Origin of the sequence: Rhodopila sp., assembly GCF_965277825.1 — a bacterium.
GTDB lineage: Bacteria > Pseudomonadota > Alphaproteobacteria > Acetobacterales > Acetobacteraceae > Rhodopila.
Genome location: NZ_OZ255846.1, coordinates 2,946,633 through 2,972,881 on the forward strand (window position 1 = coordinate 2,946,633; position 26,249 = coordinate 2,972,881).

The following is a 26,249-nucleotide window of genomic DNA, read 5'->3' on the forward strand; positions in this document are numbered from 1 at the left end:
GCCGCACCATCGCACTTCTGGTTCCGCAAAGCGATCCTGCGCGCCGTCCAATCACTCAGCCTCCCGCTCCCGCCAGCCTCCCGCTCCCGCCAGCCTCCTGCTCGTCGCCCCTGCGTCATGGCCGGTCCTGGCCCCGGCCCGGCCACCGCTCGCCCCAGCCGTCGGCGAACGCAACCTCCGCCAGGGGCTTGCGCGTCACCGGACCATAGCGGCCGCGCGGGTAACCGATCGGCATCAGCGCGAAGCTGAAACTGTCCGCCGGCATCCCCAGCACCGCGCGGACGTCATCCTCGTACAGCAGGTGATTGGTGGTGATCACCGTCCCAAGACCAAGCCCGCGGCAGGCCAGGATGATGTTCTGAATCGCCGGGTAGATGCTCGCCCCGCGAATCCGCTCCTGATACGCCAGGTGCTCTGCGTAGCGCGCCCGCACCGCCGCCGGCAGCCGATCGCGCGGCGGCATCTCGCGCGTGGTCAGGCACGGCACCAGCAGCACCGGAGCATCGCCCAGATGCTGCCACAGATAGGCTCCGGCGGCCATCAGCCGGTCGAACTGCTCCTGCGTCATGTGCGCTGGCCGGCCCCTGGCTGCGTAGATCGCGCTCACCTCATCGGACGCCCGGCGATAGATCGCTCCGAGCTGGCGGCGCTTCTCGGCGTCACGCACCACGATGAACGCCCAGTTCTGCGCATTGCCGCCCGTCGAGGCCCGGATCGCGGCGTCCAGCACACGGCTGATCAATGCTTCGGGCACCGCGTCCGGCTTCAGCCGCCGCAGCGCCCGCGCGGTATAGATCGCCTCGAACAGCGCAATATCGGTCATCGTCACCTCCGGTGCAGACGTGATGTCCAGGAAGCACGGCCCAACCGTGTCATGACCCGCACGATCCCACCACCCGCCACAAGCGCCGCCGCGCCCCATTCCCGCGCACCGCCGTCCCCCGCCGCTCAGCCGTCGCCGAACGCCGCCAACCAGTCCCGGGCCCCGCGCCCACCCCGCGCACCACCGTCCCCGCCGCTCACCCGTCGCCGAACGCCGCCCGCCGCGCCTCGGTCGCCAGCCGGTCGGCCCGCTCGTTCAGGTCGTTGCCGTCATGCCCGCGCACCCACCGCCAATCCACCCGATGCACCTCCCCCGCCGCCAGGATGCGCTTCCACAGATCGATGTTCGCCACCGGCTCCCCGGTCGACCCGCGCCAGTTCCGCCGCACCCAGCCGGCGATCCACCGAGTGATCCCGTTACGCAAATACTGGCTGTCGGTATGCACGATCACGTGGCACGGCCGCTTCAACGACTCCAGCCCCATCGCCGCCGCGGTCAGCTCCATCCGGTTGTTGGTGGTCGCCGCCTCGACCCCGGACAGTTCCTTGACCACGTCGCGGAACGTCAGGATCGCCGACCAGCCGCCCGGCCCCGGGTTCGGCCGGCAGCCGCCATCGGTCCAGATCTGCACCACCTTGTCCGGTTCCGGCGGCAGCGACACCACGATGTCCTCATAGGCCATAGGCACGACCGTCAGTGGCCGACAAATGAAACCGCAGCCGGCGCAAATACTCCAGCGGGTCCTTCCGAGTAACCAGCGCGCCCGGCGGCGTATGCAGCCAGTCGAACAGCCGGGTCAGCAAAAACCGCATCGAGGCCCCCCGACACAGCACCGGCAGCGCCGCCTGCTCCTCCACCGACAACGGCCGCAGCCCATGATACGCCGCCAATAGCGCTCGGCTCTTGGTCACGTTGAAGGAAAAATCCGCCTCGAAGCACCACGCGTTCAGGCAGACCGCGACGTCGTAGGCCAGCAGGTCAGTGGCGGCGAAATAGAAGTCGATCACCCCCGACAGCTTGTCGTTCAGGAAAAACACGTTATCGGGGAACAGGTCGGCATGGATGTGCCCGCCCGGCAGCCCCCCCGGCCACGCCGCCAAAATCCCGCCCAGCGCCCGATCCAACTGCTCGGCCAGCCCGTCCTGCACCTGGTCCGCCCCAGCCCGGCAGCGCACCAGCAACTCGGTCCACGCCGCCGGCCCCAACGCGTTCTCCCGCCGCGGTGCGTAGTCCGCCCCAGCCAGATGCAGTTGCGCCAGCGCCGCCCCGACCGGCGCGCAATGCTGCGGCCGCACCCGCCGCGGCCAAACCCCCGGCAGGAACGTGGTGATCGCCGCCCACTTGCCGCACAACCGCCGCAACGCCGCGCCGTCGCGCCCATGCACCGGTTCCGGACACACCAGCCCGCGCCGCGCCAGGTGCTCCATCAGCCCCAGGAACCACGGCAACTCGTCCGGATCGACGCGCTTTTCATACAGCGTCAGGATGAAGTCCCCAGCCGAACTGCGCAGCGAGTAATTCGAGTTCTCCACCCCCTCGGCGATGCCGCGGAAGGCGATCAGCGTGCCGATGTCGTAGTCCGCCAGAAAAGCGGTCAGCGCCTCGTCGGTGACCTCTGTATAGACAGCCATGCCCGGCGTCAGTGCGTCCAGTTCTCGATCCGGCTGTACTTGAAATTGTCGGCGTAGGCCTTCGGCTTGACATGCCTGGTCTGCGGCAGTTCGACATCATAACGGATACCCGCCCGTTCGGCGAACGCGACGGCTTCCTCACGCGAGTCGAACGACAGCCTCACCTGGGTCTGGGTGTCGCCGCCGCCGGTCCATCCCATCAGTGGGTCGGCGCGCCGCCCGTGCGTCGGGATGAACTCCATTGCCCAGTCCTTGGTATTGCCCCACCCGGACTGCATCGCGGTCTTCGGCGGCTGGAAAATCCGGGCACGCATGCAAGTCGTCTCCCTGAGATCGGCATGATCGGCCGGATCATGCGCGTACGATGGTCGGGGCGGCGGGACTCGAACCCACGACCTCCTGTACCCAAAACAGGCGCGCTACCAGGCTGCGCCACACCCCGACGAGATCGGCCGGACCCTATGGGTCGCCGCGTTCCGATGCAAGGAACATTCGCCGATCCGGGGGCGCCGATCCGGGGCGTCGATCCGGGGGCGCCGATCCGGGGGCGCCGATCGGGGGGCGCCGATCCGGGGGTCGTCGGCGAACCGGCCCTGGTGTTTAATCCGCACCGGACGCCATATGCGATCCGCAAACCCCAGCTCCGCCCCAGCGGGGCCGCCGAAACGCGGGTCGCCGAAACGCGGGGATCTTGGAAACACGTCCCACCACCGCCAAGGAGAGACAGGCCATGCACCTGGATCCGGTTTTTCTGTCCCGCCTGCAGTGGGCCTGGGTGATCGCCTGGCACATCCTGCTGCCGGCCTTCACCGTCGGGCTCGCCTCGTTCATCGCCGTGCTAGAGGGCCTGCATTTCTTCACCGGACGCGAGATCTGGTTCCGCATCGCCGGCTTCTGGACCCGGATCTTCGCGGTCTCGTTCGGCATGGGCGTGGTCTCGGGCATCATCATGCCGTTCCAGTTCGGCACCAACTGGGCACGGTTCTCCGATGCCACCGCGAACGTACTCTCACCGATGTTGGCCTACGAGGATCTGATGGCGTTCTTCTTGGAAGCGTCATTCCTCGGCGTGCTGCTGTTCGGCCGCTCGCTGGTGCCGCGCTGGGCGCATTTCTTTGCCGCCCTGATGGTGGCCACCGGCACCTTGATGTCGTCGTTCTGGATCCTGGCGGCCAACAGTTGGATGCAGACACCGGCCGGCTATTCGATGCAGGACGGGCGGTTCTTCCCGGCCGACTGGCTGGCGATCATCTTCAATCCGTCGTTCCCATACCGGCTCGCCCACACCGTCACCGCGTTCTACATCACCACCGGTTTCGTCGTGCTGGGCGTCGGCGCCTACCTGTTCCGCACCGCCCGCTCGACCGAGGAAGCCCGGCTGATGGTCAGGATGGCGCTCAACCTGCTGATCGTGCTGGTGCCGCTGCAGATCGTGCTGGGCGACATGCACGGCCTCAACACCCGCACCTGGCAGCCCACCAAGCTGGCCGCGATCGAGGGCGACTACAATAGCGAAAAACCCGACGGCCTGGCGCTGTTCGGCATCCCCGACGATGCCGCGGCGCGGTTGCGTTACGCCGTCAGGATCCCCCATCTCGGCAGCCTGATCCTGACCCACACCTGGGACGGCGAGGTGCGTGGACTGAAACATTGGCCACGCGAGGACCGCCCACCGGTCTGGCCGGTGTTCTTCGGCTTTCGCATCATGGTCGGCATCGGCCTGCTGATGCTGGCAACCGTGGTCACGGGATGGGTCCTCCGCCTGCGCAACGAATTGTTCTTTACCGGATGGTACCTGCGGCTATGCCAATGGATCGCCCCGCTCGGCTTCATCGCGGTGATCGCCGGCTGGACCACCACCGAGGTCGGACGCCAGCCCTGGACCGTGTTCGGCCTGCTGCGCACCACCGATTCGGTCTCGCCGTCGCTGACCGGCGGCAACGTGCTCGGCTCACTGCTGCTGTACATGGCGGTCTACCTGCTGATGTTCCCGACCGGCATCGCCTTCATGTGGGGCATGGTGCGCGGCGGCCTGCAAGGTGACGCGCAGCAGCGCCACCCGGTCGAGGGACTGCAGGCCCAGGGTCCGGTCACCGCTCAGCCACAAGGTCCGGTCGCGGCGCCCCCACAAACCGCACCTGGCGTCGGATCATGACCAGCATGGCGCTCGACCTGGTCCCGATATGGACGCTGATCCTGGGGGCAGGGGTGTTCTTCTACGTGCTGCTGGACGGCTTCGATCTCGGCGTCGGCATACTGTGGGGATTTGCCCCCGAGCCGTCACGCGATCTGCTGATGAACTCGATCGCCCCGGTGTGGGATGGCAACGAAACCTGGCTGATCCTCGGCGGTGTCGGGCTGCTGGCGGTGTTCCCGCTGGCCTTCGCCATCATCATTCCGGCGGTGTACTTTCCCATCCTGGCCATGCTGCTCGGCCTGGTGTTCCGCGGCGTGGCGTTCGAGTTCCGCTTCAAGCAGCCGCAACTGCGCCAGTTCTGGGCCAACGGCTTCTGCCTCGGCTCAACGGTCGCCGCGTTCTCGCAAGGCGCGGTGCTGGGCGCGCTGATCCAGGGCTTCAAGGTCGATGGCCGCAACTTCGCCGGCGGCTCGTTCGACTGGCTGACGCCATTCTCGGTGCTGACCGGGGCGGCGCTGATGGCCGGCTATGCCCTGCTGGGCGCCGGATGGCTGATCATGAAGACCGACGGCGCGCTGCAGGCCTGGGCCCGCCGGATGGGTCGGATCTGCTTCGGGGGCGTGCTGGCTGCGATCGGCATCGTCAGCATCTGGACCCCGCTGTTGGACCCCGCGATCGCCAACCGCTGGTTCGCCTGGCCCAACATCATCCTGCTGGCGCCGATTCCGCTGATCACCCTGGCGATCGCGGCACTGGAGTGGCGCTCGCTGAACCGCGACGGCAACGCCGGGCCGTTCGCCGGCGCCATGGGGCTGTTCCTGATGTCCTATCTCGGCATCGCCATCAGCCTGTGGCCGTTCATCGTGCCGCGTCACTACACCCTGTGGGACGCCGCTTCGGCCCCCAGCACCCAGGCGTTCCTGCTGGTCGGCACGCTGGTGCTGCTGCCGGTGATCATTACCTACACGGCCTGGTCATACTGGGTGTTCCGCGGCAAGGTTCGCTCCGACATCGGCTATCACTAAGGCGGTTCCGATGACATAACGACTTGCTCCGCTGCACCACGCCGCCGACCCGCCGCGGTTTTCCCGCCGCCGCCACCGCGCGGTATCCTAGCGGCACGGAGGAACCCCATGTTCGACCCGAACGAACTAACCGACAAGATCGCCGTCATCGGCGTCGGCAACACCAAATACGGCAACTTCCCCGAAACCGACGATTACGGCCTCGCCGCCCAGGCGTTCCGCAACGCCGTCGCCGATTGCGGCATCGACAAGAACCGGATCGACGGCGTCCTGGTCTCGCGCATCCCATACTACGCCCGCATGGGCGAGATCCTCGGCCTCAACCCGCGCTGGACCATCACCCTGCCCGGGCACGGCCGCATGTCGGGCATGGGCATCATCGAGGCGTCGATCGCCATCGCCACCGGCCAATGCGACTACGCGGCGCTGCTCTACGCCAATATCGGCCGCTCCCGCCGGGTCAACTACGGCGGCGACGAAAGCCCCGGAACCTGGGACCCGTGGGGCTTCACCTCGCCCGGCGCCGCCCACGCCATGGCCTTCCGCCGCCACATGGAACTCTACGGCACCACCACCCGCCAGCTCGCCGAGGTCTCGGTCGCGATCCGCCATCACGCCTCGCTCAACCCCGACGCGGTGATGCGCACCCCGATCAGCATCGACGACCACGAAAGTTCCCGCCACATCACCGCGCCCCTTCGGCTGCTTGACTACTGCCTGATCAACGACGGCGCCGTCTGCCTGATCCTGACCTCGGCCGAACGCGCCCGCGACTTCGCCAAGCCGCCGGTGCTGATCGCCGGCTGGGGTGCGCGCGACACCTTCAGCCCGTCCTCGATCGCCAATTTCGACCTCGATTTCTGGTATCCGGCGATCCGCGACGCAGGCCAGCAGGCCTACCGCATGGCCGGCGTCGGCCACGCCGATATCGACGCCCTGATGTGCTACGACAATTTCTCCCCGACCGTGCTGTTCAGCCTCGAGGGCCTCGGCTTCTGCGCCCAGGGCGAATCCGGCGGCTTCGTCGAGAACGGCGCCCTGCGCCGCGGCGGCCGCCTGCCGGTCAACACCGACGGCGGCCACCTGTCGAATTCCTACATGCAAGGCTGGGCGCTGAACGTCGAGGCGGTGCGCCAACTGCGCGGCGAGTGCGGCGCCCGCCAGATCGCCGACTGCGAGGTCGTGCAATACATCCAGTCCACCCCCTGCACCCGCTCGATCATCTACCGCCGCGGCTGAACAAGGAACCCTGCGATGACCTACGACAAGCCATTGCCCAATCGGGACACGCTGAACCAGCCGTTCTGGGCCGCCGCCGCCCAGGGCCGGCTGCTGCTGCAGCACTGCCCGGCCTGCGGCGACCGCCGCTTCCCGCCAACCCCGGTCTGCCCGCAATGCCTGGCGGGCGACCAGGACTGGGTCGAAGCCTCGGGGCAGGGGACCCTGGAGTCCTGGATCGACATGCACCGCGCCTATTGGGACGGCTTCAAGGACGAACTGCCCTACCGGGTCTGCCTGGTGCGGCTGCAAGAAGGCCCAGTTATGGTCAGCAACTTGGTGGACAACGCCGATAACCCGCGCCTCGGCGCCTCGGTGCGGGTGGTGTTCGACAAGGTGACCGACACCGTAACGTTGCCGAAATTCACCCTGACCTGACACGTCACCGGATGTCCGCGAAGCGTCGCGAATCCGGAAGTGCCTGCAGCCCGCTAAAAATAGTGATTCACCAATTACTCCGGCACGACTGGTTCCCTGATGTCGTTTCATCATCACCGGACCCTTGGCGGACTGCCGGAACAGTATTGCGAAGGTCGTAGCGTTCCACTCGCGTGAAGTCCGAAGGTCTGGTTGGTGGTCAGCACCACGCCCCGGGAGCGGCCCACCCTCTCCGCCGGGCTTGGCCGATCTGCGTTTACCAGCATTTGAATTCTCGCTCAGTCCCAACGCGCCGACCCATAGAGCTCGGGCTTGGCGCCCCCAGACAACCTCCCGCCCCGCATCGCCCGGCGTCCGGCTTGACAGCCGCAACCACCACGGTCTGCCATCCTCACCCAAACGGATACGCCCCATGCCCCATATGTCGCTCCACACCCCGGTCGGAGACATCACCCTATTCGAGTCCGAAGCCGCCATTGTTGCGCTGGATTGGGGCTGGGTGCCACGGCAAGACCCCTCGCCGCTGCTGCAAACCGCTCGCGACCAGCTCGAGGCCTATTTCGACGGCGCCCTGACCGCGTTCGACCTGCCGCTCGTTCCGACTGGAACCGCCTACTGCCGCCAGGTCTGGCAGGCACTGCAAGCCATCCCCTACGGCGAGACCCGGAGCTATCGCGACATCGCCGAAAGGGCAGGGGGGAGCGCGCGATCCGTAGGTCAGGCCAATGGCCGCAACCCGGTCCCGCTGATCATCCCCTGCCATCGCGTCGTCGCGGCAAACCACCTCGGCGGCTATTCCGGCGGTGACGGCCTGCCGACCAAACGCTGGCTGCTCGAGCTGGAGAGCCCGTCCCGGACATTACTTTGAACCCGGCGTGATCGCGGCTGCCCGGTGGGCAGGCAGATTTGATCGCGGACCGACCAACTCGCACCTCGCCTCCACCCCGGGTCGCGATTCGGCTCGCGTTGGTCGGACCATAAGACGTCCGCCTCCGTGGTGAGGCGTGGGGGCGAGCGGCCATGCAGATCATCTCAAACCGCAGTTCTGACCAGCCCGGCCCCAATCCAACAATCCGGCAAGGACCAATCCGAGCGCACGGCATCGGATTGGGTCGGCGGAGCGAATTGCCACCAGCGCCGCAGCTTGATCCATTGGCGATCATAGCGCGGCTGCCGCAAGGCAACGCCGGCGAACATTGGCTAACCGCGACTTCGTTACTCGCCGCGACCTCGCAAGATCTTGTGTCGGCGGCTACGGTCGTCGGGGTTGAACCTTCTGGGGGGACCACCGTGATCAGGACCTTCGTTGCGCACATCCTGTCGAATTACGTGCTTGTTTTCCTGGTGATCGGCCTGTTCGCCGCCGCCGTGGCAATCGCGCGGGCGCCGCGGCCGCTGAGCGGCGCCATGGTGTCCGAGAAACTTCTGGCCTGGTATGTGCTGTTCAACATCGGCGTGATGTATCTGGTGAATTTCGTCTTCCACGTGTTCTTCGGCCAGCTTGCCGCGGCGTTCATCGGCTGGGCCGACAGCCCGTTTCAGGTCGAGGTCGGAATGGCCAGTCTAGGCTTTTCAATCGCCGGCTTCATTTCCGCTTTCGCTGGCTTCGACCGGCGTTTGGTCGCCGTCACCGGTCCCGGCGTCTTCATGCTCGGGGCCGCCGCCGGCCATGTTCGACAAATGCTGACCGCCGACAATTTCGCGCCGGGTAATGCAGGGGTCATCTTCTACCTGGACATCCTGATTCCGTTGTTCGGCTTCGTGTTGCTCTGGCGGCGATATCACGACCGGGGGCTTGATGCGGCCCGGCGATAGCTACGCGTTTTGGAGGGAAGGGTCCGGCCCGGATTGCGATACGTGCCGAACTACTCCGCCGCCCGCATCCCCCCCACCGCCACCGGCGTGTCCTCGCCAAGCGTGTGGCGGGTAAAGCCGAACGAGACCGCCGCGCCGATCAGAGACAACATGCCCGCCAGCACGAACGCCGACGAAAAACTGCCGGTGATTTGCACAATATAACCCGTAACGATCGGCGCCAGCAGACCGAACACGTTGCCACCTAGCACCATGAACGCGAACGCGCGCCCGGCGTCGCCTTGCGACCGCAGCAGGTCGCTCGCCAGCGCCGCGTTTGTAGCGCTGGCTGTGCCGCCAAAGCTCACCGGAAAGATCGTCAGCACCACAACCGCGGTCAGAGATCCGACGAACGGGATCGCCACCCCGACCGAGCACAGCAGCAGGCAACCCACCACCACGATCCGACGGCCGCCGCGACGCATCGTATCGGGCGTCAGCATCGCATCGCCGATCCAGTTGGTCAGGATGATCACTGCCCCGCCAACCAGAAACGGTACCGAGGTGAACAACCCAGAGTTCACGATCGACAGCCCGCGCACCGTCTGCAGATAATTCGGCAGCCAGCTCAGATAAAGGTAAACCGAGTACACCGCGCAGCCCTGCGACACTGCCAGCCCCCACATCGAGGGCGAGCGCAGCAGCCCGCGATAGCCGATCCCATCATGGCCGGCCAATGTCTCGCCGCCGTGTCGTTGCGCCAGGATCCGCTGGCGCTCTGGCTCCGGCAGCCAGCCGGTGCGTTCCGGTGTCGAGACAAATGCCAGCCACACCACGACCCAGATCAGTCCGATCGCACCGGTAATGGCGAATGACCAGCGCCACGACGTGGCCTCGATCAGCCAGGCGACCAGCGGCGCACTCAGCGCCGGGCCGAACATCGTGCCGGCCTGGATAAGTCCGACGGCCAGCCCGCGTTCCGTTGCTGGAGCCCAGTCGCGCACCCCGCGATAGCTTACCGGGAAGGTCGGCGCCTCGCCCGCGCCGAGCCCAAGCCGGGCCAACAGCATGGTGCCGAAGCCGATGGCCAGGCCGGTCAGCATCTGCGCCACCGACCAGAATGCCGCACCGATCGCCGCCACACGGTGCGCCCCGTAGCCATCCACCAGCCGTCCGGCCGGCAGCATCATGACAACGTAAGCCCACAGAAACGACGAAAACAGATAACCAAGCTGCAATGGTGACAGGGCGAACTCCTGCGCCACCGATCGCCCGGCAACCGACATGTTGATGCGATCGAGGTAACAGATCACGTTGAACACGAACAGCAGGAAATACACCCAGTAGCGGCGATGGGTCACTGGCTCGGCCTCCCGTTGCCGGTTCTGTTCCGGCTGAGCGGCGAACTGTAGCAGCGCCGCCCGGCAAGTCGAAACCGGACGCCGCCCTGCTTCAGCGCTTGGTCAGGCCGCTGACCCGCAATATCACACCATCCGCGCCGGTTCGGCTCGGTACTCGAGTCACGTTCATCGTCCAGCCGCACGCCGCTTGCGCGAGTTCCTGTTCGACCTTGGCACCCTTCAGCAGCAGGCAAGTCCCACCATCGGCCATGAACCGGACGGCGAGCGGCAGCAGACGAGGCAGCGGTGCCAGCGCCCTGGCGGTGACCAGGGGGGCTGCCGGCACCACAGCGTCCTCGATCCGGCAGCAATGCACCGTCGCCGGGGCCTCGGTTTCAAGCACGGCCGTGCGCAGGAACGCCGCCTTGCGCCGGTCGGACTCGATCAGATCGAACCGCACTCCGGTGGCGATCGCCAGCACCAGGCCGGGAAACCCGCCGCCGGTGCCCAGATCGATCGCGCGGTCGATTCCCACCGGCATAAGCGCCGCCAATTGCAACGAGTCCGCGATATGGCGGTCCCATACCACCGCCGTATCGCGCGCCGCGATCAGGTTCAGTGTCGCATTCCAGCGCAGCAGCAGTTCCTGGAACCTTAGCAGCCTTGCGTTCGCCGAGGCCGGCAGGGTCAACGCGGCTGCACCTCGACGGTGACGTGCGACAGCTCGGCGAAACGGCGCAGGCGCTGGCGGTAGTCCTCCGGTGGCCGGTTCCGTCCACTGACCACCGACAGCACCGCGCCAAGGTGCCCGGGCCCCAGCCGCCAGACGTGCAGATCGGTCAATTTGTCTCCATCGGTCTCGATTTCCCGCCGCACCCGCTCGGTCAACTGGCGGTCCGGATTCATATCGAGCAAGATACGTCCGGTGTCGCGCACCAGCCCATAGGCCCAACTGGCGATGACGCAGGCGCCGGCGATTCCAGCCAGCGGGTCCATCCACAGCCAGCCGAAGGTGCGCGCCAGCAGCAGCCCGACGATGACCAGCACCGATACCGCGGCATCCGCCATCACGTGAATCACCGCCGCGCGCAGGTTGTTGTCGCGGTGCGCGGCATCACCGTGGGCGTGTTCCTCGAACGCCACCGCGGCCGCCGCATCGTTCAGATGCAGGTTCACGGTGAAGGCGTGCGGTTCGGGTATTTCCTCGACGCTTTCAACCACGCCAGCGCTGTCGGCGAAGCTGAAACGCTGGCGGGACCCGTCGGGGCGCACCGTCTCGGCCCACAGCGCATCGGCCGACAGCGCATCGGCCGACAGCGCATCGACCGGGACGGCTTCGCGCACGCGGAACCGCGGCGGCACGGAATCCTCGAAAATGTTCAGGGTTAGCCGGCGGCCGTCGAGATCGACCGGATGACTGTCATCATGTCCGTGCTGATGGCCGTGATGGTGATGCGCACCACTCAGCAGCCAGGCGCTGACGATGTTCACCGCCAGACCCAGGCAGGCGATCGGGATCGCCTCGGAGAACACGATAGGCACCGGAGCCATCAACCGCCCCACCGCTTCCCAACCGATCAGCAGTGCGATCATCGCCAGCACGATGGCACTGGTGAACCCGGCCAGGTCACCCAGCTTCGCCGTGCCAAAGGTGAACCGGGCATCCGTGGCATGGCGCCGAGCGTAGCTGTAGGCCAGAGCGGCGAGTAGAAGGGCGCCGGCGTGGGTGCTCATGTGCAGTCCGTCCGCCACCAGTGCGATCGAACCGAACAGCAGACCGCCGACGATCTCCAGCAGCATCATCGCGCCGCATAGCCAGATCACCGCCCAGGTCCGCCGTTCGGCGTGTTCATGACCCTCGCCCAAAAACACGTGGCTATGCGGTTCCATCGGTGGACCTTATTTCAGGTAGCTGCGCACGACTTCCAAGAGCTGGTCGACCGCGGCGCCGTTCAGGGCGCCGGGGTGGGAAGCGGTATCGACCAGATGCGTGCGCACGTGGTCCTCGACCACCTGTGCCATCAGCCCGGCCATTGCGCCGCGCGCGCCGGCGATCTGGTGCAGCACCTGCTCACATTCGGCTTTATCGTCCAGCGCGCGCTCGATCGCGTCGATCTGTCCGCGCAGTCGTCGCACCCGAACCAACAGCTTCTGCTTGTCGCGAGTGGTGTGCGTCATGGATAGGGGGATAGCCTATAGCAGGGCGGGTCCGCAACCGCGGATTAGGCGGTTCCAGTGCTGGCGCGCCGCGCTTCGGGGCGCAATGCGCCCCACGCGCCGCGGCTCGACGCGCGGCGGTTGGCCGCGCGCCGGTGTATCCTTGGCGGACATTCCCATATAAGATGCAGTTTTAACGAGGGTGGACAAATTGGCGGCAGCAGAAATCACGACAGCCATGGTGTCAGCGGCATTCGGGGCTACGGCGGCGCGTCCGAAGCGGCGCGATGATGATCCGTTCAAGACCGGCGATTTTGTTGTCTATCCGACCCACGGGGTCGGCAAGATTGACAAGATCGGCTCCGAGGTCATTGCTGGCCACAAACTGGATTTGATCTACATTTCGTTCGACGAAAACAAGATGACCCTGCGGGTGCCGGTGGCTCAGGCGCGGGTCACCGGGCTGCGCAAGCTGGCTTCTCCGCAAGCCATGGCCGAGGTGATGACCATTCTGGCCGGCCGCCCCAAGGTCAGCCGGTTGATGTGGGCCAAGCGGGCGCAGGAGTTTCAGGCCAAGATCAACTCCGGCGACCTGAAGATGGTTGCCGAGGTGTGCCGCGATCTGCAGACCGCAGCCAACGGCTCGGCGCCGAGCTACAGCCAGCGCAACTTGTTCGAACTAGCGATTGATCGACTGGCTGGAGAGTTTGCCGGCGTGGCGGGCACCGATAAGGCGGACGCCATTGTGCAACTGACGCAGAAACTGGTCGATGGCCGTAGCGCCGATCAGGCTAGGTCGGAGGTGCGTGCCGAAAAGGCTCGCGCGGATCAGGCCGATGCTGACGGCGCCCAGGAAGACTCCGTTTCGCTGGCGCCGACGTCGGTATAGAAATAGCCTATCTGGACCTGGCCGCATGGTCGGCCGGCCCATGCAGCAACGCCGAAGCGGACACGAGAGGCGAGAATGGTATTCAAACCGAATTATAATCTACAGCGCGCTGAACGCGACCGCGCCAAGCAGGCCAAGAAGGACGCCAAGGCACGTGAACGCGAAGACGCTGCCGCGCTACGTCGCAAGGCCGAGCAGGATGGTGCCGCACCAGCCGCTGATCCGGAGGAAGTTGGCAATTCGTAACAAATCGGCAATCGAATTCGATACGATTTTGCCTCGCAACAGCTCGCTGGTCTAGAAATCGCCAATTTCTCGGCTGGGTGCCGCGGAATCCGCCTCGTAGCGGGCCGGCGCGTAGTGAAGTTGGCGCCATGGCTGGGCTGACCGTGACCGACCAAGCCGAACGCCACCGGAGATCAGATGACTCTTCCGGAGATCACATCATGAAGGGTGCAACGCCGCGGGTCAGCCAGATTCTGGAAACCTCACTCTACGTGGCAGACCTTGACCGTTCGCGGACATTCTACGGACGGGTGTTCGGCTTCACCGCGTTCATGATGGACGACCGGATGTGCGCCATGGAGGTGCCAGGGGAGCAGGTGTTGCTGCTGTTCCGCCACGGCGCCACCAGCCAACCCGCGCCGGGGCCTGATGGTGGCTTCATCCCACCGCATCATGGTTGTGGCTCGCTGCATCTGGCGTTCGCCATTCCATACGGCGAACTTGCGACTTGGCAGGATCACCTGACGGCCGAGGAGATCGAGGTGGAGAGCCGGCTCGGCTGGCCGCATGGCGGCACGAGCCTATACTTCCGCGATCCCGACGGCCATTCGCTGGAGGTTGCGACACCCGGGCTTTGGCCCAATCGGTAGACCAAGGCAGGTCGGGACCTTTCAAATACTCGTCCAGACCAGGGTCAGGCCGGAGATCGCGAGCAGGCCAAGCATCAACTCATGGAAGCGTTTGTCACTCAGGCGCCGGTAGGTGTGGGCGCCAAGCCAGGCGCCGACGAGAGTACCGGGTAGTGCGATGGCGATGAGCCAGCCAAGCTTGGGCGTCAGCAGGCCTGAGACGGCATGCCAGACGACAACGGCGGCCAGGATTGCCAGGTTGAAAAGCTGGAACACGCTGCGCCGCTGATCCTTGGTCCAGCCTCGCAACGTCGCCCAGACTGTCGGCAGAGGGCCCGACAGTCCGGCAAGGCCGCCCAGGATTCCGCCAGCGAAACCAACCACGCTGTCGGTCATGCGGCCGCCCGATACCAGCCGAGGCTGGCCGGGGGTCAGCAGCATGAAGCCGGAAAAGGCGATCAGGAAAATCCCTACGGTGAGCCGGAAGACATCGACGTCGAGCCTGGACAGCAGCATGGTTCCGACCGGAACTCCCAGGAGTCCGGCGAGGATCATCGGCAGAACCCGGCGGCAATCGATCGCATGCCAGATCGTCGGCAGCGCCTGGGCCTGGGCCACGACCGAGCAAACCGCGACCAGGGTGGCGGCGGGAGCCGGGGCGATCACGTGCAGCCAAAATCCAAGAGCGATCAAGCCGGTGCCGAAGCCGGCGAGGCCGGTGACGAAACCGCCCGCCAGCGCGCCGGCAACGACCACCAACGCGGTCGAAGGGGTCAACATAGTGATTCAGTGGCCGATCGGCAGGCGCTGCGCGGTGTCAGCATCCGACGACTCCAGCCAGCGAACATTGCGAGCCTAGCGGTATCCGCGCCTGGCGGTCCGGATCAGTGGGCGACAGCGCACGGGTGGACTCGGCCGAATTCGGCTGGTGCAAGCAGATGCCGATGACCTGGGGGCAGACCAAGTCTGGTCGTGCGTGCCTCGCCGCAGCACACTGGGTCGGGTCGGATACCCGCAAGGAAACGCCGTGGCCAAGATCATCATTAGTTGCGCCGTCACCTGCGCGATCCACACGCCCAGCATGTCGGAGTGTCTGCCGATCACGCCGGAGCAGATCGCTCGGTCCTCGATCGAGGCGGCGGAGGCGGGCGCGGCGATCATTCATCTGCACGCGCGCAACCCGGCGGATGGGTCGCCGACGCCCGATCCGGCGGTGTTCATGAACTTCCTGCCGGTGATCAAGCAGAGCACAGACGCGGTGGTCAACATCACCACCGGCGGCGGGTTGACGATGACGCTGGAGGAACGTCTTGCGGCGCCGCGGCTGGCGCGGCCGGAGATGTGCAGCCTGAACATGGGCAGCATGAACTTCAACATCTCCCGCGCTGGGGACCGCATCAAGACATGGAAGTATCCGTGGGAGAAGCCGTACCTGGACGCCACGGACAATTTCATCTTCCGCAACACGTTCAAGGATATCGAGGGCATCGTCGAGCGGCTGGGCAAGGTGCACGGCACCCGGTTCGAGTTCGAGTACAACGACATCGGGCATCTGTATAACCTGGCGTACTGTCGGGATCGCGGCATCGTCGAGCCGCCGCTGTTCGTGCAGTCGATCTTCGGCATCACCGGGGGCATCGGTGCCGAACCTCGCAATCTGCTGTTCGCCAAGGAGACGGCCGACCGGCTGTTCGGCGATGCGTATTGCTGGTCGGTGCTGGCGGCTGGGCGGCACCAGATGGCATTCACCACAATGGCCGGTATCAACGGCGGCAATGTGCGGGTGGGACTGGAGGACAGTTTGTATATCGGCAAGGGGCAGTTGGCGAAGTCGAACGCCGAGCAGGTGGCGAAGATCCGGCGGATCTGGAGGATCTGAGTCTGGAGATTGCGACACCGGCGGAAGCGCGCGCGATATTGAAGTTGAAGGGCAGCGATCGCGTCGGGTTTTAAGACCGGCAAGGACGTGCGCGAATCCGGATGGATCGCAGGACCTATTGCGATCGGCTGGGCCAAGCCGGCGACGAACAGCTTCGCGGGCGGCCAGTACTTTCCGGCGATTTGCACGTTCGTTTCGGCAATGATCATCTGGTTCGTCATCAGGCCGGCGCTGTCGGGCTACTTGCCGGTGGGTCGACCGACTGCCGCGTGGTAGCGGGATCTTGCCGAACGCAGGTTCAGGCAGGTTCAGCCAAGTGCCGGACCTCGTCGCGGATTGGCCCGTCGCGCGGGGCATCGAGCAAGGTGGTGAACCAATGCGGCGGCGGGTTGCGTCCAGCGGCGCGGTCGAAGCGCAGGGCGCGCAGACCAGCCTCGGCGTCGGGTGGCAGGCGATCGGGGATCGGCTGGTCGTTCAAACTTCCCCAGATCAAGGCCCAGCAACGGCCGACGGTCCAGGGGTTGTAGCCGCCGCCGCCCAGCACCACCAGACGGGTGGCGCGATCGCGGACGGCCTGGACGACGGCGCGGTGAGTGTTGTTGGACAGCGACAGTTTGGCCAGCGGGTCTTCCTGCAGCGCGTCGGCGCCGGCCTGCAGCATGATCGCTTGCGGGCGGCAGGCGTCGATCAACGGCAGCACGGCGTTGGTCATGATGTGGGCGAACTCGGTGTCGTTGCAGCCGGCGGGCAGCGGGAAGTTGCGCGCGTCGCCGCCGGCGCGGTCGGTGGCGGCGCCGGTGTGGGGCCAGCGGTTGGCCTCGTGCAGGCTGATGGTAAGCACGCGGGGGTCGTCGTGGAAGGCGTCCTGCACACCGTCGCCGTGATGGGCGTCGATGTCGAGGTAGACGATGTTATCGAGGCCGAGGTCGAGCCAGGTGAGCAGTCCCAGCACCGGGTCGTTGAGGAAGCAGAACCCGGCGGCTCGGGCCGGGCGGCCGTGATGGGTGCCCCCGCCGGGGCAGTGCACGATGCCGCCCTGGGCGGTGAGGCGCGCGGCCAGCATTACGCCGCCGGCGGAAATCGCCGGGCGGCGGTAGACCTCGCGGTAGACTGGGTTGCCCTCGGCGCCGATGCGGAAGCGGGCGCGGACGGTGTCGCTGACGGTCTGGTCTTGTTCCGCCTGGCGTAGCGCGGCGAGGTATTCGGGATCGTGGAAGCGGGTGAGTTCTTTCTCCGACGGCATCGGCGCGTCGCGGTAAGCGCTTTCGGACAGCCAGCCGAGGGCGCGGCAGAGATCGGTGCAGACCGAGACGCGTGGTACGGCGAGGGGGTGTTTCGGGCCGTAGCTGGAGTTGCGGTATATTTCGCTGCCGATATAGAGCGGGGTCATGGGATGGGGGGTGGATCCGCTACGGACGATTATTGGTATGGTCAAATAGTGGGAAACCGGGCGAAGCCCGGTTATGACACGGAGGCGGGTATGACACAGTGCGCGGTCGCTAGGTCCGTTGCGGCATCCCCTGGGGGATGATGGTCTTGACGATCGAGGCGTCGAGCGCCTCATAATCGTGGTAGCCGATGGTGGCGTAGAGTTCGGCGCGGGTCTGCATGTGCTCGACCATGTTCTGGGTGCCCCCGTCGCGGCAGATCGCGGCGTATAGTTTCTGTTGTGCCTTGTTGGCGACGCGCAGGCTGCTGACCGGCCAGATCACCATCTTGTAGCCCATCGCCTGGAACTCCTCGGCGGTGAAGAACGGCGTGGTGCCGAACTCGGTCATGTTGGCGAGCAGCGGCACGCCGGGCAGCCGGGCGGCGACCTCGCGGAACATGTCCGCGGTCTTCAGGGCTTCCGGGAAGATCGCGTCGGCGCCGGCCTCAATGAACAGGTTGGCGCGGGCCACCGAACCGTCGATGCCCTCGGAGGCGGCGGCGTCGGTGCGGGCGATGATGTAGAGGTGGCGACGGGCCTTGCGGGCGGCGGCGATCTTGGCGGCCATGTCGTGTGGGTCGGCCAGCCGTTTGTCGTTGAGATGGCCGCACTTCTTGGGCAGCAACTGGTCCTCGATATGGACCGCGGCGGCGCCGGCGTCCTCGAAGCTGCGGATCATGTGCATGACGTTTAGCGCTTCGCCGTAGCCGGTGTCGCCATCGACCAGCAGCGGCAGGGCGGTGGCGCGGGCGATCTGGCGGATGAAGAAGCATACTTCGTCGACAGTGATCATGCCGAGGTCGGGGATGCCCATGGACGCGGTCATCGCCGCGCCTGACAAATAGAGGCCGTCGAATCCCGCCTGTTTCGCCTGCAGACCGGCCTGGCCGTTGTGGGCTCCGGGCAGTTGCAGGATACCGGGACGCTCAAGCAGGGCGCGGAACCGGACTCCGGCAGGCGCGCTGGGAAGATCGTCGGCGACGAGGTAGGTCATGGCGGGCTCCTTTTGGGTTCCCGATAGCGGATCGGGCGACGGAAGAACAGGGCGGCAGACGCACCGGCATCGGGGGTTGCCCGGCGCGGCGCGTAGCGGTCTGGCGGATTTGGCGCGGCGCCGCTAAAGGCCCATCCGGGAAAAAGGGGGCGGCAATGACCGAGCAACCGTCTCGGCGCGAGCTGAACCGGGCGATGTGGGACGCGACGGCGCCGCTTCATGTCGCCTCGGCGTTCTACGATGTGGCTGGATTCAAGGCTGGGCGAAGCCAACTGCGGCGGCACGAAATCGCCGACCTGGGAGATGTGAGCGGCAAGCACCTTGTCCACCTGCAATGTCATTTCGGCATGGATACTTTATCCTGGGCGCGGCTTGGGGCTGAGGTCATCGGGGTGGATTTCTCCGAACCGGCGGTGCGGACGGCGCGCGAGCTGGCGTGTGATATCGGGGTAGAGGCGCGGTTCGTGACCGCGGACGTCTACGACGCGGTTGCCGCGGTCGGGCATCGTCAGTTCGATATCGTATATACTGGCGTCGGGGCGCTGTGCTGGTTGCCCGATATCGAGCGTTGGGCCCGGATGGTGCATGATCTGTTGCGGCCGGGCGGCGAGTTGTATCTGTTCGAGTTTCATCCGGTGAAGTGGATGATCGAGGCCGCGGCGCCGAGCGCTGTAGAGATTCGCGACAGTTATTTCACGCCGTCCGAGGGGTATCGCGATGCCGGCGGAGTGACCTATGCCGACACCTCGGCGGCTTCTGCCGCGACCGTGCAATGGAACCATCCGCTGGGCGAGGTGGTTACGGCGCTGGCGCGGGTGGGGCTGCGGATTGAAAGCCTGCGCGAACTGGATCGGGACGTGCTGCGACAATGGGATGTGATGCAGCCCGCAGACGATGGGATGTACAGCATGCCGCCGGATCGTCCATCGCTGCCGTTGATGTATGTGTTGAGGGCACGGCGGCCCGTTTAGGTATCGATATGCGGGTAGCGGAACGCCGGCGTTACACTTCGATTCATTTGGTTACAGGTTCTTCAGCCTTCCTTTACTTTTGGCTTCCAGGGTGGGCGAACAGCTTGGCCGCGTCTGCAAGTTAATCGTTGCAGCGCTATCGTTCCGGAAACGATGCATGATTGAGCACGTGGTAGTGGTCGGTGATCTGTTGCGACCCCAAGGCGACGGGCGCCCGGGTGGCGTGGATCGCCCCACGCTGTGGCTGTGCAACGCCCTGAAGCGTTCAATCCAACTCGCCAGCGGGCTGCAGCCAAGGGCGCTGACAACCAGCGACGACCCGGCTCTTGGGAACTGCATCCGCTCAAGCAGCTCGGCGGCCGATGCCGATGCCAACTGGGCCGCGACTTATGAAGGCCTGCCTGGATTGGCGTCCCTGGAGCAGTTGCTGATGGCACGATTGCAACGCTGCTTCTGTATCGGCTACGAAATGCCGCCGTGGCTCAAGCGACTGCTGAGCGAGCATCGGGTGCCGTTTGTCGATCTGCGGCTGGGTCCAGTCCGGTTCATGGACGACCTGCTGTTTGCCGCGCTCGGTTCAACCCTGGAGATGCAGGCGGGCCTGCTTTCGATGGCGATGCAGGAAAGCGAGGTCCACGCCACGGCTGGGCTGCGCGAGGCGATGTGCCGGCTGATATCGGAAGCCGCGGTTCCGGACAACACCTTGCTGGTTGCCGGTCAGCGGCGGTTCGATTCCAGCCAGATCGTGGATGGAACGTTCTTCGACGCGTTTCCCAGGGCGGCTGAAATTCACCGCATCTGTGCGGGCTATTCGGCGGTGGTTCTCAAGCCGCATCCGCTGGATCGTCGCCATTCGTTGCTGGAGGTCGTGGCCGGGGCACCGGCCAATGTGATCGGCGTGATCGACGACAACGCCTACCGGATGATGGCGCTGCCGCAGATCAGCGCGGTGCTGACGGTGAATTCCGGCTTGGCGGTCGAAGCAGGGTATTTCGGCAAGCGGGTGCACACACTGGCGGCGCTGCCGATCCGCCTGGCGTGGCGTGGGGACGTCGCTGATCAGGAGCGGCATGTGTCGCTGAACGATGTGGTTTTGACGCCGGATTTCTGGCGCCTGATCCTGGCGCCGTATGTGCCGGTCACCGCGGCGGATGGCATGCAGCTTCCACCGAAGCCGAACCGGCTGCGCATTGCCTTGGATAGTTTCTGGAACTACCAGCAGATTGACACCGACCTGATTCCGCGTCCGAATAACACACTTGCTCCAGCAATGTAACGAATGCCCGCGGTTGGCAACGCCTTATGCGGCGGCCTTGCGGGGTTTGGGCCAGCGTGCGGCGACCTGGGGCAGGACCTCCTCGGCCAGCCGTCGGGTTTGGGTCAGCATGTCGGCGTCGCCCTCGGCGATCGGGCGAAGGATGAATTTCGACGCGCCGGCGGCGACATATTCGCTGAGGCGGCGCAGGATCGCCTCGGTGTCGCCGATCGCGAACAGGTCGTGGGGATCGCGGCCGGTGCGGTCGCGGTATTGCTGCATCACTTTCGCCACGCCTGGATCGTCGGACGACCCAAAGCGGAACGCGAAGGCGGCGCCGTAATGATCTTCGTCGATGGCGCGTCCGGTTACGGCTAGTGCCTGCTTGATTCCGCTGATCACCTGGGCCACCGCGTCGGGTGCCTCGGGGCCGGCCTGCCAGCCGGTGCCAATGCGGGCGGTGCGTTTGATCGCGGCCTCCGAGGCACCGCCGATCCACATCGGCAGATCGGGCTGCACCGGCAGCGGTGCGATCGAGGCCTTGGTCAGCTTGAAGTGCCGGCCGTCAAAATTCAGCGACTCGCCGGTCCATAGCCGGCTAATGATGTCCAGTGCCTCGTCGGTCTTGCGGCCACGCGTGGTGGTGTCGGTGTGCATCGCGGTCCATTCCGCGCCGCGCGGGCTGCCGATGCCGAAGCCGGGCAGCAGCCGGCCGTTGGACAGCACGTCGATGGTGGCACATTGCTTGGCCAGCAGCACCGGTTCGCGCAGCGCGACCGAGACGACGTTGACGCCGAACTTGATCCGCCTGGTGCGTCCGGCGATGGCGGCCAGGGTGGTCATGCTCTCCAGGATCGGCGCGCGGCTGACGATGCGATCGGTCTGCCAGATCGAGTCCAGGCCGGCTTGCTCGCATAGGTCGACCCAACGCCAGAAGCCGTCCGAGGTCTGAAACGGGTATTCCATGATGCCGACGCCGACCGCGATATTGCGCGCCATCCCGGGTCTCCTGGAGGTGTTGGTTTGATGGTCCTGCGATTCCGCGCAGCAGGCAATGGCCGTGACGCGGTTTCCAGTCTGGGCTGTTTCCGGCGACGCGGTTTCCAGTCTGGCGGATCGGGCCTAAAGTTGCCGGCATCGAACATCAGGGCAGGAAACCATCATGCAGCACGGCACCTATGAACATATCGCCGCCGACATGGCCGGCAACGTTGCCACGATCGAGGTGCAGCGCGGTCCGAACAATTTTGTCGACACCGACATGGTGGCGGAAATCGCCGACGCGCTGGAAGTTTATGATCGCACCGCCGACGTGCGCGCCATCGTGCTGTGCGCCGAGGGCAAGCATTTCTGCGCCGGCGCAGATTTTGGTAGCCGGGGCCCCGACGGTGTGGCGCGGGCCACCAAGCGTGGGCGGCATCTTTACAAGGAGGCACAACGGCTGTGGCGCACCGGCAAACCGATCGTCGCGGCGGTGCACGGCGCCGCGGTCGGTGCGGGGGTTGGGCTCGCGGTGATGGCGGACTTCCGCGTCGCCTGCCCGGAGGCGCGGTTTTCCACCAACTTCACCCGGCTGGGCTTCCATCCGGGTTTTGGGCTGACCGCGTCGCTGCCTCGGCTGATCGGGACGCAGAACGCGGCGATGATGCTCTATACCGGGCGCCGGCTGACCGGGGAGGAGGCGCTGCGGATCGGCCTGGTGGATTACCTGGTGCCGCTGGACCAGGTGCGCGCCAAGGCGCTGGAGGTGGCGACCGAGATCGCCGGATCGGCGCCGCTGGCGATCGTTTCCACGCGTGAGACGCTGCGTCGCGGACTGGCTGACGCGGTCGCCCAGGCGACAGAGCGTGAGTATGAGGAACAGGACTGGCTTCGCACCACCGCCGACTTCAAGGAGGGAACCAAGGCGATGGGCGAGCGGAGGGCGCCGAACTTCGCCGGCAGGTAGTGTCCGTTCCGCTGCACTTAACGGTTCTTTAAGGACTCGGCGGTAGGACTGGGCCTCTCGGGACGGAGGCCCCTCAGCTTGAGCCAGTCGCTAAGCGTTGCACGAATCCGTCTCGCGGTGTTCGTCGACGCCGCGCTGTGGCACGGGCTTTCCTGTGCCCGGGCATTGAGCGGGCGGTCTCCGTTCGTTGCGAAACAACTGCGTCGCGCGGTGCTGCTGCTGTGGTGGACGGCGACGCTGCAGCTTGGCACCCATATCGGCTACTTTGTGCGTGCCAGGCGGCTGCGTCGGGTGGTTCCGGCCGCGCCGGCCGCGGCGGTGACCGAGACCATCGATCCGCGGGCACTCGACATTCCGTATTCGGAGACCCCGGTGGTATCGGTGATCATTCCGACCTATGGGCAGGTGGAGCACACGCTGCGCTGCCTGGCCTCGATCGCGGCCAACCCTGCCGGGGTGGCGATCGAGGTGATCGTTGTGGACGACGCGTGGGGCGGCGCGGGTGGCGAGGCCATCGGCCTGTTGCGAGGCGTTCGGTTGCTGCGCAACGAGGCCAACCTCGGATTTCTGCGGAGCTGCAACCTGGCGGCCGCATCGGCTGTGGGCGAGTATCTTTTGCTGCTCAACAACGATACCCAGGTTCTGGATGACTGGCTCGAGCCGATGCTGTCGCTATTTCGCCAGCGGCCCGATACCGGGGCGGTGGGTGCCAAGCTGCTTTATCCGGATGGGCGGTTGCAGGAAGCCGGCGGCATCATCTGGCAGGACGGGTCGGGGTGGAATTTCGGCCGCCTGGAGGACCCGGGCAAACCGGCCTACAACTACGTCCGCGAGGTGGATTACTGCTCCGCCGCGGCGCTTATGGTGCGACGCCGGGTGTTCGCCGAACTGGGCGGCTTCGACGAACGCTACGCTCCGGCCTATTATGAGGACACCGACCTCTGCTTCCGCCTACGGCGCATCGGTCTGAAGACTCTATACCAACCGGCAGTTCGAGTAGTACATCATGAGGGCGTTTCGCACGGACGCGACACCTCGGTGGGGATCAAGTCGCATCAAGTCGTCAACCGGGCGCGCTTCGTCGATGTTTGGGCAGATGTGTTGACGCGTGAACATTACAGGGCCGGCGATCACGTGTTCCGCGCGCGCGACCGGACGATGCATCGCAAGGTGGTGTTGGTAGTCGATCATTATGTTCCGATGCCTGACCGGGATGCTGGTTCCCGAGCCATGATGGCGTGCCTTCGGGTGCTGCTGGACGCCGGCTTCACGGTCAAATTCTGGCCGCACAACCTGAGCTACAAGGCAGCCTATACCGAGGTGCTGCAGGACCAGGGCATCGAGGTGTTTCATGGTCCCGAACAGGCGCCGTTCGACAGTTGGATCAGAAGCGTTGGGCGCGAGTTCGATCTGATCATGGTCAGCCGGCCCGATGTCGCCGAGGACGTGATGCCATCGCTGCGGCGGCACTGCCGGGCTCCGATCGTTTATTACGGACACGATCTGCATTTTCGCCGCATGCGCCAGCAGGCCGAGGTGACCGGCGATGACCGGCTGCTGCGTCTGGCCGAGCATATGCGGGAGCGGGAGTTCTCGATCTGGCGGCAAGCGAAGCTTTCACTCTATTTGTCGGAGGAAGAGGCGCAGATCGCGCTGGCACTGCAGCCGGACGCTAAGATCGGTTCGGTCGTGCCGTATTGCTTCGATCGGTTCGGCGACGCCAGGACAGCACCGGCCTGCCGCGAGATCATCTTCGTTGCCGGTTTTGGCCATCCACCCAACGAGGACGCCGCGGTGTGGTTCGTGAACGAGGTGCTGCCGCTGATCCGGGCCGACGTTCCGGAAGCGCATTTGTCGATCATCGGCTCCAACCCCACCGAACGGGTGCGGGCGCTGGGCGGGGACGGCATCGCGTGGTTCGCCAATGTGACCGATGCAGAGTTGGAGGCAGCGTATGATCGGGCACGTGTCGCGGTGGTGCCGTTGCGTTGCGGCGCCGGGGTGAAGCTGAAAGTGGTGGAGGCGTTGCGCACCGGAGTGCCGCTGGTCACCACTCCGGTCGGGGCACAGGGGTTGCCGGGGCTGTTCCAGGTGGTGGCGGTGGAGGACGATGCCCAGTTGTTTGCCGCCGCCGTCGCCGGTCTGCTTCAGGATGACGCGGCGTGGGCAAAAGCCAGTTCGCGACAGGTGGATTTCGCGCGACTGCGGTTTTCGCGGGAGGCGATGACGGCTTCGCTATTGGGCGCGCTGGAGGTTGCCGCCTAACCGGGTCGGGCCGCTGAATAGCGTGTTGCCACTCAGGCGGTCGCGTGGCTGGATGGCGGCCTGGATCACCGGGAGTGACGCTCATGCCGAGCGAGCCACAGCAACGCGAGCCATTTCATCATCCGCTTGTGCGTGCGGACTGGCTGGCCAAGCTGACCGAGGCGGTGCTGGACCCGGCGCAGCCGATCATCGACCCACACCACCATCTGTGGAAGGCGCGGCCTGATCCGTACTTGCTGCCCGACCTGGTGGCGGACCTGGTTTCTGGGCCGGGCGGAGGACACAACGTGCAGGCCACGGTGTTCATCCAATGTGGATCGGAATACCGCACCCAGGGTGCCGAGGACATGCGCCCGGTCGGAGAGACCGAATTCGTCGCCGCGGCGGCGCAGCAATGCGAAAGCGGCCAATACGGCGCGCTGCGTGCCTGCGCCGGGATCGTCGGCCACGCCGACTGTCGGCTGGGCGAACGAATCGACGCTGTGCTGGCCGGCCATGTCGAGGCCGGCGGCGGCCGCTTCAAGGGAATTCGCCACAGCGGCACGTGGGACGCAGCAATTGCTCCAACCGCGCCGCCAGGGGCGCCCGCCGGGCTGTATCGCGATCCGGCTTTTCGCGCCGGGTTTGCCCGATTGCGCGACTTCGGGCTGACCTTCGAGGCGTGGCTGTATCATCCGCAACTTTCTGATCTGGTAGATCTGTTGCGCGCGTTCCCGGAGCAGAAGGTGGTGCTCAATCACTGTGGCGGACCGCTGGGGGTGGGGCCATACCAGGGTCAGCGCGCCGAGGTGTTCGCGCAGTGGCGCGCCTACATCACGGAGCTGTCGAGCTTCCCCAATCTTTACGTGAAGCTGGGTGGGTTGGCGATGAATGTGAACGGGTTTGGCTACCACCAAGCACCGCTGCCGGCTTCGTCGGGCGAGATGGCATCGGCGTGGCGGCCTTATTTCGAAACCGTCATCGCCGCGTTTGGAGCAGATCGCTGCATGTTCGAGAGCAATTTTCCGGTCGACAAGGGGATGTGCAGCTTCGCCGTGCTTTGGAACGCGTTCAAGCGCATCGCGGCCGGATACTCATCAGACGAGAAAGCCGCGTTGTTCTACCGCTCGGCGCAGCGGTTCTACGGTCTGCCGGAGGTGGAGGACTTGCGGCTGGACTGAACGACATGCGCCGCTGACAGGTGGTTCTCAAGCCGACGTCGG

Annotated in this window: 27 protein-coding genes and 1 tRNA gene; 15 read left to right on the forward strand and 13 right to left on the reverse strand. The window is 65.7% G+C overall.

Annotation, left to right across the window (positions count from 1 at the left end):
* Window positions 1-115 precede the first annotated feature (115 nt).
* The 5 genes from ACQY4T_RS14535 to ACQY4T_RS14555 form a co-directional block, all read right to left on the reverse strand.
* A complete protein-coding gene (locus ACQY4T_RS14535; RefSeq protein WP_428531652.1) occupies window positions 116-823 on the reverse strand; it encodes a nitroreductase family protein in 708 nt (235 codons plus the stop codon).
* Window positions 824-1,019: 196 nt separating this feature from the next.
* Window positions 1,020-1,505 (reverse strand): ribonuclease HI, encoded by a 486-nt coding sequence (gene rnhA / locus ACQY4T_RS14540; protein ID WP_428531655.1) that lies wholly within the window; start codon window positions 1,503-1,505, stop codon window positions 1,020-1,022.
* Window positions 1,495-2,454: a homoserine kinase gene (locus ACQY4T_RS14545; RefSeq protein ID WP_428531658.1), complete on the reverse strand. Its 960-nt coding sequence runs from the start codon at window positions 2,452-2,454 to the stop codon at window positions 1,495-1,497. Before ACQY4T_RS14545 ends, rnhA begins: the two co-directional genes overlap by 11 nt.
* An 8-nt stretch (window positions 2,455-2,462) precedes the next feature.
* Window positions 2,463-2,768 carry an ETC complex I subunit gene (locus tag ACQY4T_RS14550; RefSeq protein WP_428531661.1) on the reverse strand — a complete coding sequence of 102 codons (306 nt, stop codon included), beginning with the start codon at window positions 2,766-2,768 and terminating at the stop codon, window positions 2,463-2,465.
* A gap of 51 nt (window positions 2,769-2,819) precedes the next feature.
* A tRNA-Pro gene (locus tag ACQY4T_RS14555) sits at window positions 2,820-2,896 on the reverse strand.
* Between the two features lie 288 nt (window positions 2,897-3,184).
* On the opposite strand from ACQY4T_RS14555, the gene ACQY4T_RS14560 reads away from it, so the two are divergent.
* The 6 genes from ACQY4T_RS14560 (at window position 3,185) to ACQY4T_RS14585 (ending at window position 9,087) form a co-directional block, all read left to right on the forward strand.
* Entirely contained in the window at window positions 3,185-4,609 is a 1,425-nt protein-coding gene (locus ACQY4T_RS14560; RefSeq protein WP_428531664.1) for a cytochrome ubiquinol oxidase subunit I, read from the forward strand.
* The gene (locus ACQY4T_RS14565; protein ID WP_428531667.1) at window positions 4,606-5,616 is read left to right on the forward strand and encodes a cytochrome d ubiquinol oxidase subunit II; all 1,011 of its coding nucleotides are present in this window, start codon (window positions 4,606-4,608) and stop codon (window positions 5,614-5,616) included. Before ACQY4T_RS14560 ends, ACQY4T_RS14565 begins: the two co-directional genes overlap by 4 nt.
* A gap of 108 nt (window positions 5,617-5,724) precedes the next feature.
* Window positions 5,725-6,855: a thiolase family protein gene (locus ACQY4T_RS14570; protein WP_428531670.1), complete on the forward strand. Its 1,131-nt coding sequence runs from the start codon at window positions 5,725-5,727 to the stop codon at window positions 6,853-6,855.
* A gap of 15 nt (window positions 6,856-6,870) precedes the next feature.
* Window positions 6,871-7,272, forward strand: a complete 402-nt coding sequence (locus ACQY4T_RS14575; RefSeq protein WP_428531673.1) for a Zn-ribbon domain-containing OB-fold protein — start codon at window positions 6,871-6,873, stop codon at window positions 7,270-7,272.
* A gap of 412 nt (window positions 7,273-7,684) precedes the next feature.
* Window positions 7,685-8,140, forward strand: coding sequence for a methylated-DNA--[protein]-cysteine S-methyltransferase (locus ACQY4T_RS14580; RefSeq protein ID WP_428531676.1), 456 nt, complete (start codon window positions 7,685-7,687; stop codon window positions 8,138-8,140).
* Window positions 8,141-8,562: 422 nt separating this feature from the next.
* Complete coding sequence (locus ACQY4T_RS14585) at window positions 8,563-9,087, forward strand: DUF6790 family protein (RefSeq protein WP_428531679.1); 525 nt, start codon at window positions 8,563-8,565, stop codon at window positions 9,085-9,087.
* Window positions 9,088-9,137: 50 nt separating this feature from the next.
* Here ACQY4T_RS14585 and ACQY4T_RS14590 read toward each other — a convergent pair whose 3' ends face one another.
* From ACQY4T_RS14590 to ACQY4T_RS14605, 4 genes are all read right to left on the reverse strand, one after another.
* The gene (locus tag ACQY4T_RS14590) at window positions 9,138-10,427 is read right to left on the reverse strand and encodes an MFS transporter (protein WP_428531682.1); all 1,290 of its coding nucleotides are present in this window, start codon (window positions 10,425-10,427) and stop codon (window positions 9,138-9,140) included.
* 91 nt (window positions 10,428-10,518) lie between these two features.
* The gene (gene rsmG, locus ACQY4T_RS14595; RefSeq protein ID WP_428531685.1) at window positions 10,519-11,097 is read right to left on the reverse strand and encodes a 16S rRNA (guanine(527)-N(7))-methyltransferase RsmG; all 579 of its coding nucleotides are present in this window, start codon (window positions 11,095-11,097) and stop codon (window positions 10,519-10,521) included.
* A complete protein-coding gene (dmeF, locus tag ACQY4T_RS14600) occupies window positions 11,094-12,296 on the reverse strand; it encodes a CDF family Co(II)/Ni(II) efflux transporter DmeF (protein WP_428531688.1) in 1,203 nt (400 codons plus the stop codon). Before dmeF ends, rsmG begins: the two co-directional genes overlap by 4 nt.
* Window positions 12,297-12,305: 9 nt before the next feature.
* Window positions 12,306-12,584 carry a metal/formaldehyde-sensitive transcriptional repressor gene (locus ACQY4T_RS14605; RefSeq protein WP_428531691.1) on the reverse strand — a complete coding sequence of 93 codons (279 nt, stop codon included), beginning with the start codon at window positions 12,582-12,584 and terminating at the stop codon, window positions 12,306-12,308.
* A gap of 181 nt (window positions 12,585-12,765) precedes the next feature.
* Here ACQY4T_RS14605 and ACQY4T_RS14610 point away from each other — a divergent pair, with 181 nt between their 5' ends.
* The 3 genes from ACQY4T_RS14610 (at window position 12,766) to ACQY4T_RS14620 (ending at window position 14,327) form a co-directional block, all read left to right on the forward strand.
* Window positions 12,766-13,452, forward strand: a complete 687-nt coding sequence (locus ACQY4T_RS14610) for a CarD family transcriptional regulator (protein WP_428531694.1) — start codon at window positions 12,766-12,768, stop codon at window positions 13,450-13,452.
* A gap of 75 nt (window positions 13,453-13,527) precedes the next feature.
* Window positions 13,528-13,698 (forward strand): hypothetical protein, encoded by a 171-nt coding sequence (locus ACQY4T_RS14615; protein ID WP_428531697.1) that lies wholly within the window; start codon window positions 13,528-13,530, stop codon window positions 13,696-13,698.
* A 200-nt stretch (window positions 13,699-13,898) separates the two neighbouring features.
* A complete protein-coding gene (locus ACQY4T_RS14620) occupies window positions 13,899-14,327 on the forward strand; it encodes a VOC family protein (protein ID WP_428531700.1) in 429 nt (142 codons plus the stop codon).
* Between the two features lie 21 nt (window positions 14,328-14,348).
* Here ACQY4T_RS14620 and ACQY4T_RS14625 read toward each other — a convergent pair whose 3' ends face one another.
* A complete protein-coding gene (locus ACQY4T_RS14625) occupies window positions 14,349-15,086 on the reverse strand; it encodes a sulfite exporter TauE/SafE family protein (RefSeq protein ID WP_428531703.1) in 738 nt (245 codons plus the stop codon).
* A 247-nt stretch (window positions 15,087-15,333) separates the two neighbouring features.
* Here ACQY4T_RS14625 and ACQY4T_RS14630 point away from each other — a divergent pair, with 247 nt between their 5' ends.
* Window positions 15,334-16,185: a 3-keto-5-aminohexanoate cleavage protein gene (locus ACQY4T_RS14630; protein WP_428531706.1), complete on the forward strand. Its 852-nt coding sequence runs from the start codon at window positions 15,334-15,336 to the stop codon at window positions 16,183-16,185.
* 298 nt (window positions 16,186-16,483) lie between these two features.
* On the opposite strand, the gene ACQY4T_RS14635 is transcribed toward ACQY4T_RS14630, so the two are convergent.
* Both ACQY4T_RS14635 and prpB read right to left on the reverse strand, forming a co-directional pair.
* A complete protein-coding gene (locus ACQY4T_RS14635) occupies window positions 16,484-17,575 on the reverse strand; it encodes an acetoin utilization protein AcuC (RefSeq protein ID WP_428531709.1) in 1,092 nt (363 codons plus the stop codon).
* Between the two features lie 109 nt (window positions 17,576-17,684).
* Window positions 17,685-18,608 (reverse strand): methylisocitrate lyase, encoded by a 924-nt coding sequence (gene prpB / locus ACQY4T_RS14640; protein ID WP_428531712.1) that lies wholly within the window; start codon window positions 18,606-18,608, stop codon window positions 17,685-17,687.
* A 155-nt stretch (window positions 18,609-18,763) separates the two neighbouring features.
* On the opposite strand from prpB, the gene ACQY4T_RS14645 reads away from it, so the two are divergent.
* Together ACQY4T_RS14645 and ACQY4T_RS14650 are read left to right on the forward strand one after the other, a co-directional pair.
* On the forward strand, window positions 18,764-19,579 hold the full coding sequence (locus tag ACQY4T_RS14645; protein ID WP_428531715.1) for a class I SAM-dependent methyltransferase: 816 nt from the start codon (window positions 18,764-18,766) through the stop codon (window positions 19,577-19,579).
* Window positions 19,580-19,736: 157 nt separating this feature from the next.
* The gene (locus ACQY4T_RS14650) at window positions 19,737-20,855 is read left to right on the forward strand and encodes a hypothetical protein (RefSeq protein ID WP_428531718.1); all 1,119 of its coding nucleotides are present in this window, start codon (window positions 19,737-19,739) and stop codon (window positions 20,853-20,855) included.
* Window positions 20,856-20,879: 24 nt separating this feature from the next.
* On the opposite strand, the gene ACQY4T_RS14655 is transcribed toward ACQY4T_RS14650, so the two are convergent.
* Complete coding sequence (locus ACQY4T_RS14655; protein ID WP_428531721.1) at window positions 20,880-21,833, reverse strand: LLM class flavin-dependent oxidoreductase; 954 nt, start codon at window positions 21,831-21,833, stop codon at window positions 20,880-20,882.
* Window positions 21,834-21,996: 163 nt separating this feature from the next.
* Here ACQY4T_RS14655 and ACQY4T_RS14660 point away from each other — a divergent pair, with 163 nt between their 5' ends.
* From ACQY4T_RS14660 to ACQY4T_RS14670, 3 genes are all read left to right on the forward strand, one after another.
* Window positions 21,997-22,782, forward strand: coding sequence for an enoyl-CoA hydratase/isomerase family protein (locus tag ACQY4T_RS14660; RefSeq protein ID WP_428531724.1), 786 nt, complete (start codon window positions 21,997-21,999; stop codon window positions 22,780-22,782).
* A 78-nt stretch (window positions 22,783-22,860) separates the two neighbouring features.
* Window positions 22,861-25,047 carry a glycosyltransferase gene (locus ACQY4T_RS14665; protein WP_428531727.1) on the forward strand — a complete coding sequence of 729 codons (2,187 nt, stop codon included), beginning with the start codon at window positions 22,861-22,863 and terminating at the stop codon, window positions 25,045-25,047.
* Window positions 25,048-25,130: 83 nt separating this feature from the next.
* A complete protein-coding gene (locus ACQY4T_RS14670; RefSeq protein WP_428531730.1) occupies window positions 25,131-26,207 on the forward strand; it encodes an amidohydrolase family protein in 1,077 nt (358 codons plus the stop codon).
* The last annotated feature ends 42 nt before the right edge of the window (window positions 26,208-26,249 follow it).

Bases quoted from the DNA above. Each gene is read 5' to 3' on its own strand.
- ACQY4T_RS14670 (WP_428531730.1), top strand. From the start codon at position 25,131: ATGCCGAGCGAGCCACAGCAACGCGAGCCATTTCATCATCCGCTTGTG.
- ACQY4T_RS14545 (WP_428531658.1), bottom strand. From the start codon at position 2,454: ATGGCTGTCTATACAGAGGTCACCGACGAGGCGCTGACCGCTTTTCTG.
- ACQY4T_RS14650 (WP_428531718.1), top strand. From the start codon at position 19,737: ATGATTGAGCACGTGGTAGTGGTCGGTGATCTGTTGCGACCCCAAGGC.
- ACQY4T_RS14660 (WP_428531724.1), top strand. From the start codon at position 21,997: ATGCAGCACGGCACCTATGAACATATCGCCGCCGACATGGCCGGCAAC.
- ACQY4T_RS14570 (WP_428531670.1), top strand. From the start codon at position 5,725: ATGTTCGACCCGAACGAACTAACCGACAAGATCGCCGTCATCGGCGTC.
- dmeF (WP_428531688.1), bottom strand. From the start codon at position 12,296: ATGGAACCGCATAGCCACGTGTTTTTGGGCGAGGGTCATGAACACGCC.
- ACQY4T_RS14615 (WP_428531697.1), top strand. From the start codon at position 13,528: ATGGTATTCAAACCGAATTATAATCTACAGCGCGCTGAACGCGACCGC.
- ACQY4T_RS14625 (WP_428531703.1), bottom strand. From the start codon at position 15,086: ATGTTGACCCCTTCGACCGCGTTGGTGGTCGTTGCCGGCGCGCTGGCG.
- ACQY4T_RS14575 (WP_428531673.1), top strand. From the start codon at position 6,871: ATGACCTACGACAAGCCATTGCCCAATCGGGACACGCTGAACCAGCCG.
- ACQY4T_RS14560 (WP_428531664.1), top strand. From the start codon at position 3,185: ATGCACCTGGATCCGGTTTTTCTGTCCCGCCTGCAGTGGGCCTGGGTG.
- ACQY4T_RS14535 (WP_428531652.1), bottom strand. From the start codon at position 823: ATGACCGATATTGCGCTGTTCGAGGCGATCTATACCGCGCGGGCGCTG.
- rnhA (WP_428531655.1), bottom strand. From the start codon at position 1,505: ATGGCCTATGAGGACATCGTGGTGTCGCTGCCGCCGGAACCGGACAAG.
- ACQY4T_RS14565 (WP_428531667.1), top strand. From the start codon at position 4,606: ATGACCAGCATGGCGCTCGACCTGGTCCCGATATGGACGCTGATCCTG.
- ACQY4T_RS14605 (WP_428531691.1), bottom strand. From the start codon at position 12,584: ATGACGCACACCACTCGCGACAAGCAGAAGCTGTTGGTTCGGGTGCGA.
- ACQY4T_RS14620 (WP_428531700.1), top strand. From the start codon at position 13,899: ATGAAGGGTGCAACGCCGCGGGTCAGCCAGATTCTGGAAACCTCACTC.
- ACQY4T_RS14550 (WP_428531661.1), bottom strand. From the start codon at position 2,768: ATGCGTGCCCGGATTTTCCAGCCGCCGAAGACCGCGATGCAGTCCGGG.
- ACQY4T_RS14655 (WP_428531721.1), bottom strand. From the start codon at position 21,833: ATGGCGCGCAATATCGCGGTCGGCGTCGGCATCATGGAATACCCGTTT.
- ACQY4T_RS14645 (WP_428531715.1), top strand. From the start codon at position 18,764: ATGACCGAGCAACCGTCTCGGCGCGAGCTGAACCGGGCGATGTGGGAC.
- prpB (WP_428531712.1), bottom strand. From the start codon at position 18,608: ATGACCTACCTCGTCGCCGACGATCTTCCCAGCGCGCCTGCCGGAGTC.
- ACQY4T_RS14580 (WP_428531676.1), top strand. From the start codon at position 7,685: ATGCCCCATATGTCGCTCCACACCCCGGTCGGAGACATCACCCTATTC.
- ACQY4T_RS14635 (WP_428531709.1), bottom strand. From the start codon at position 17,575: ATGACCCCGCTCTATATCGGCAGCGAAATATACCGCAACTCCAGCTAC.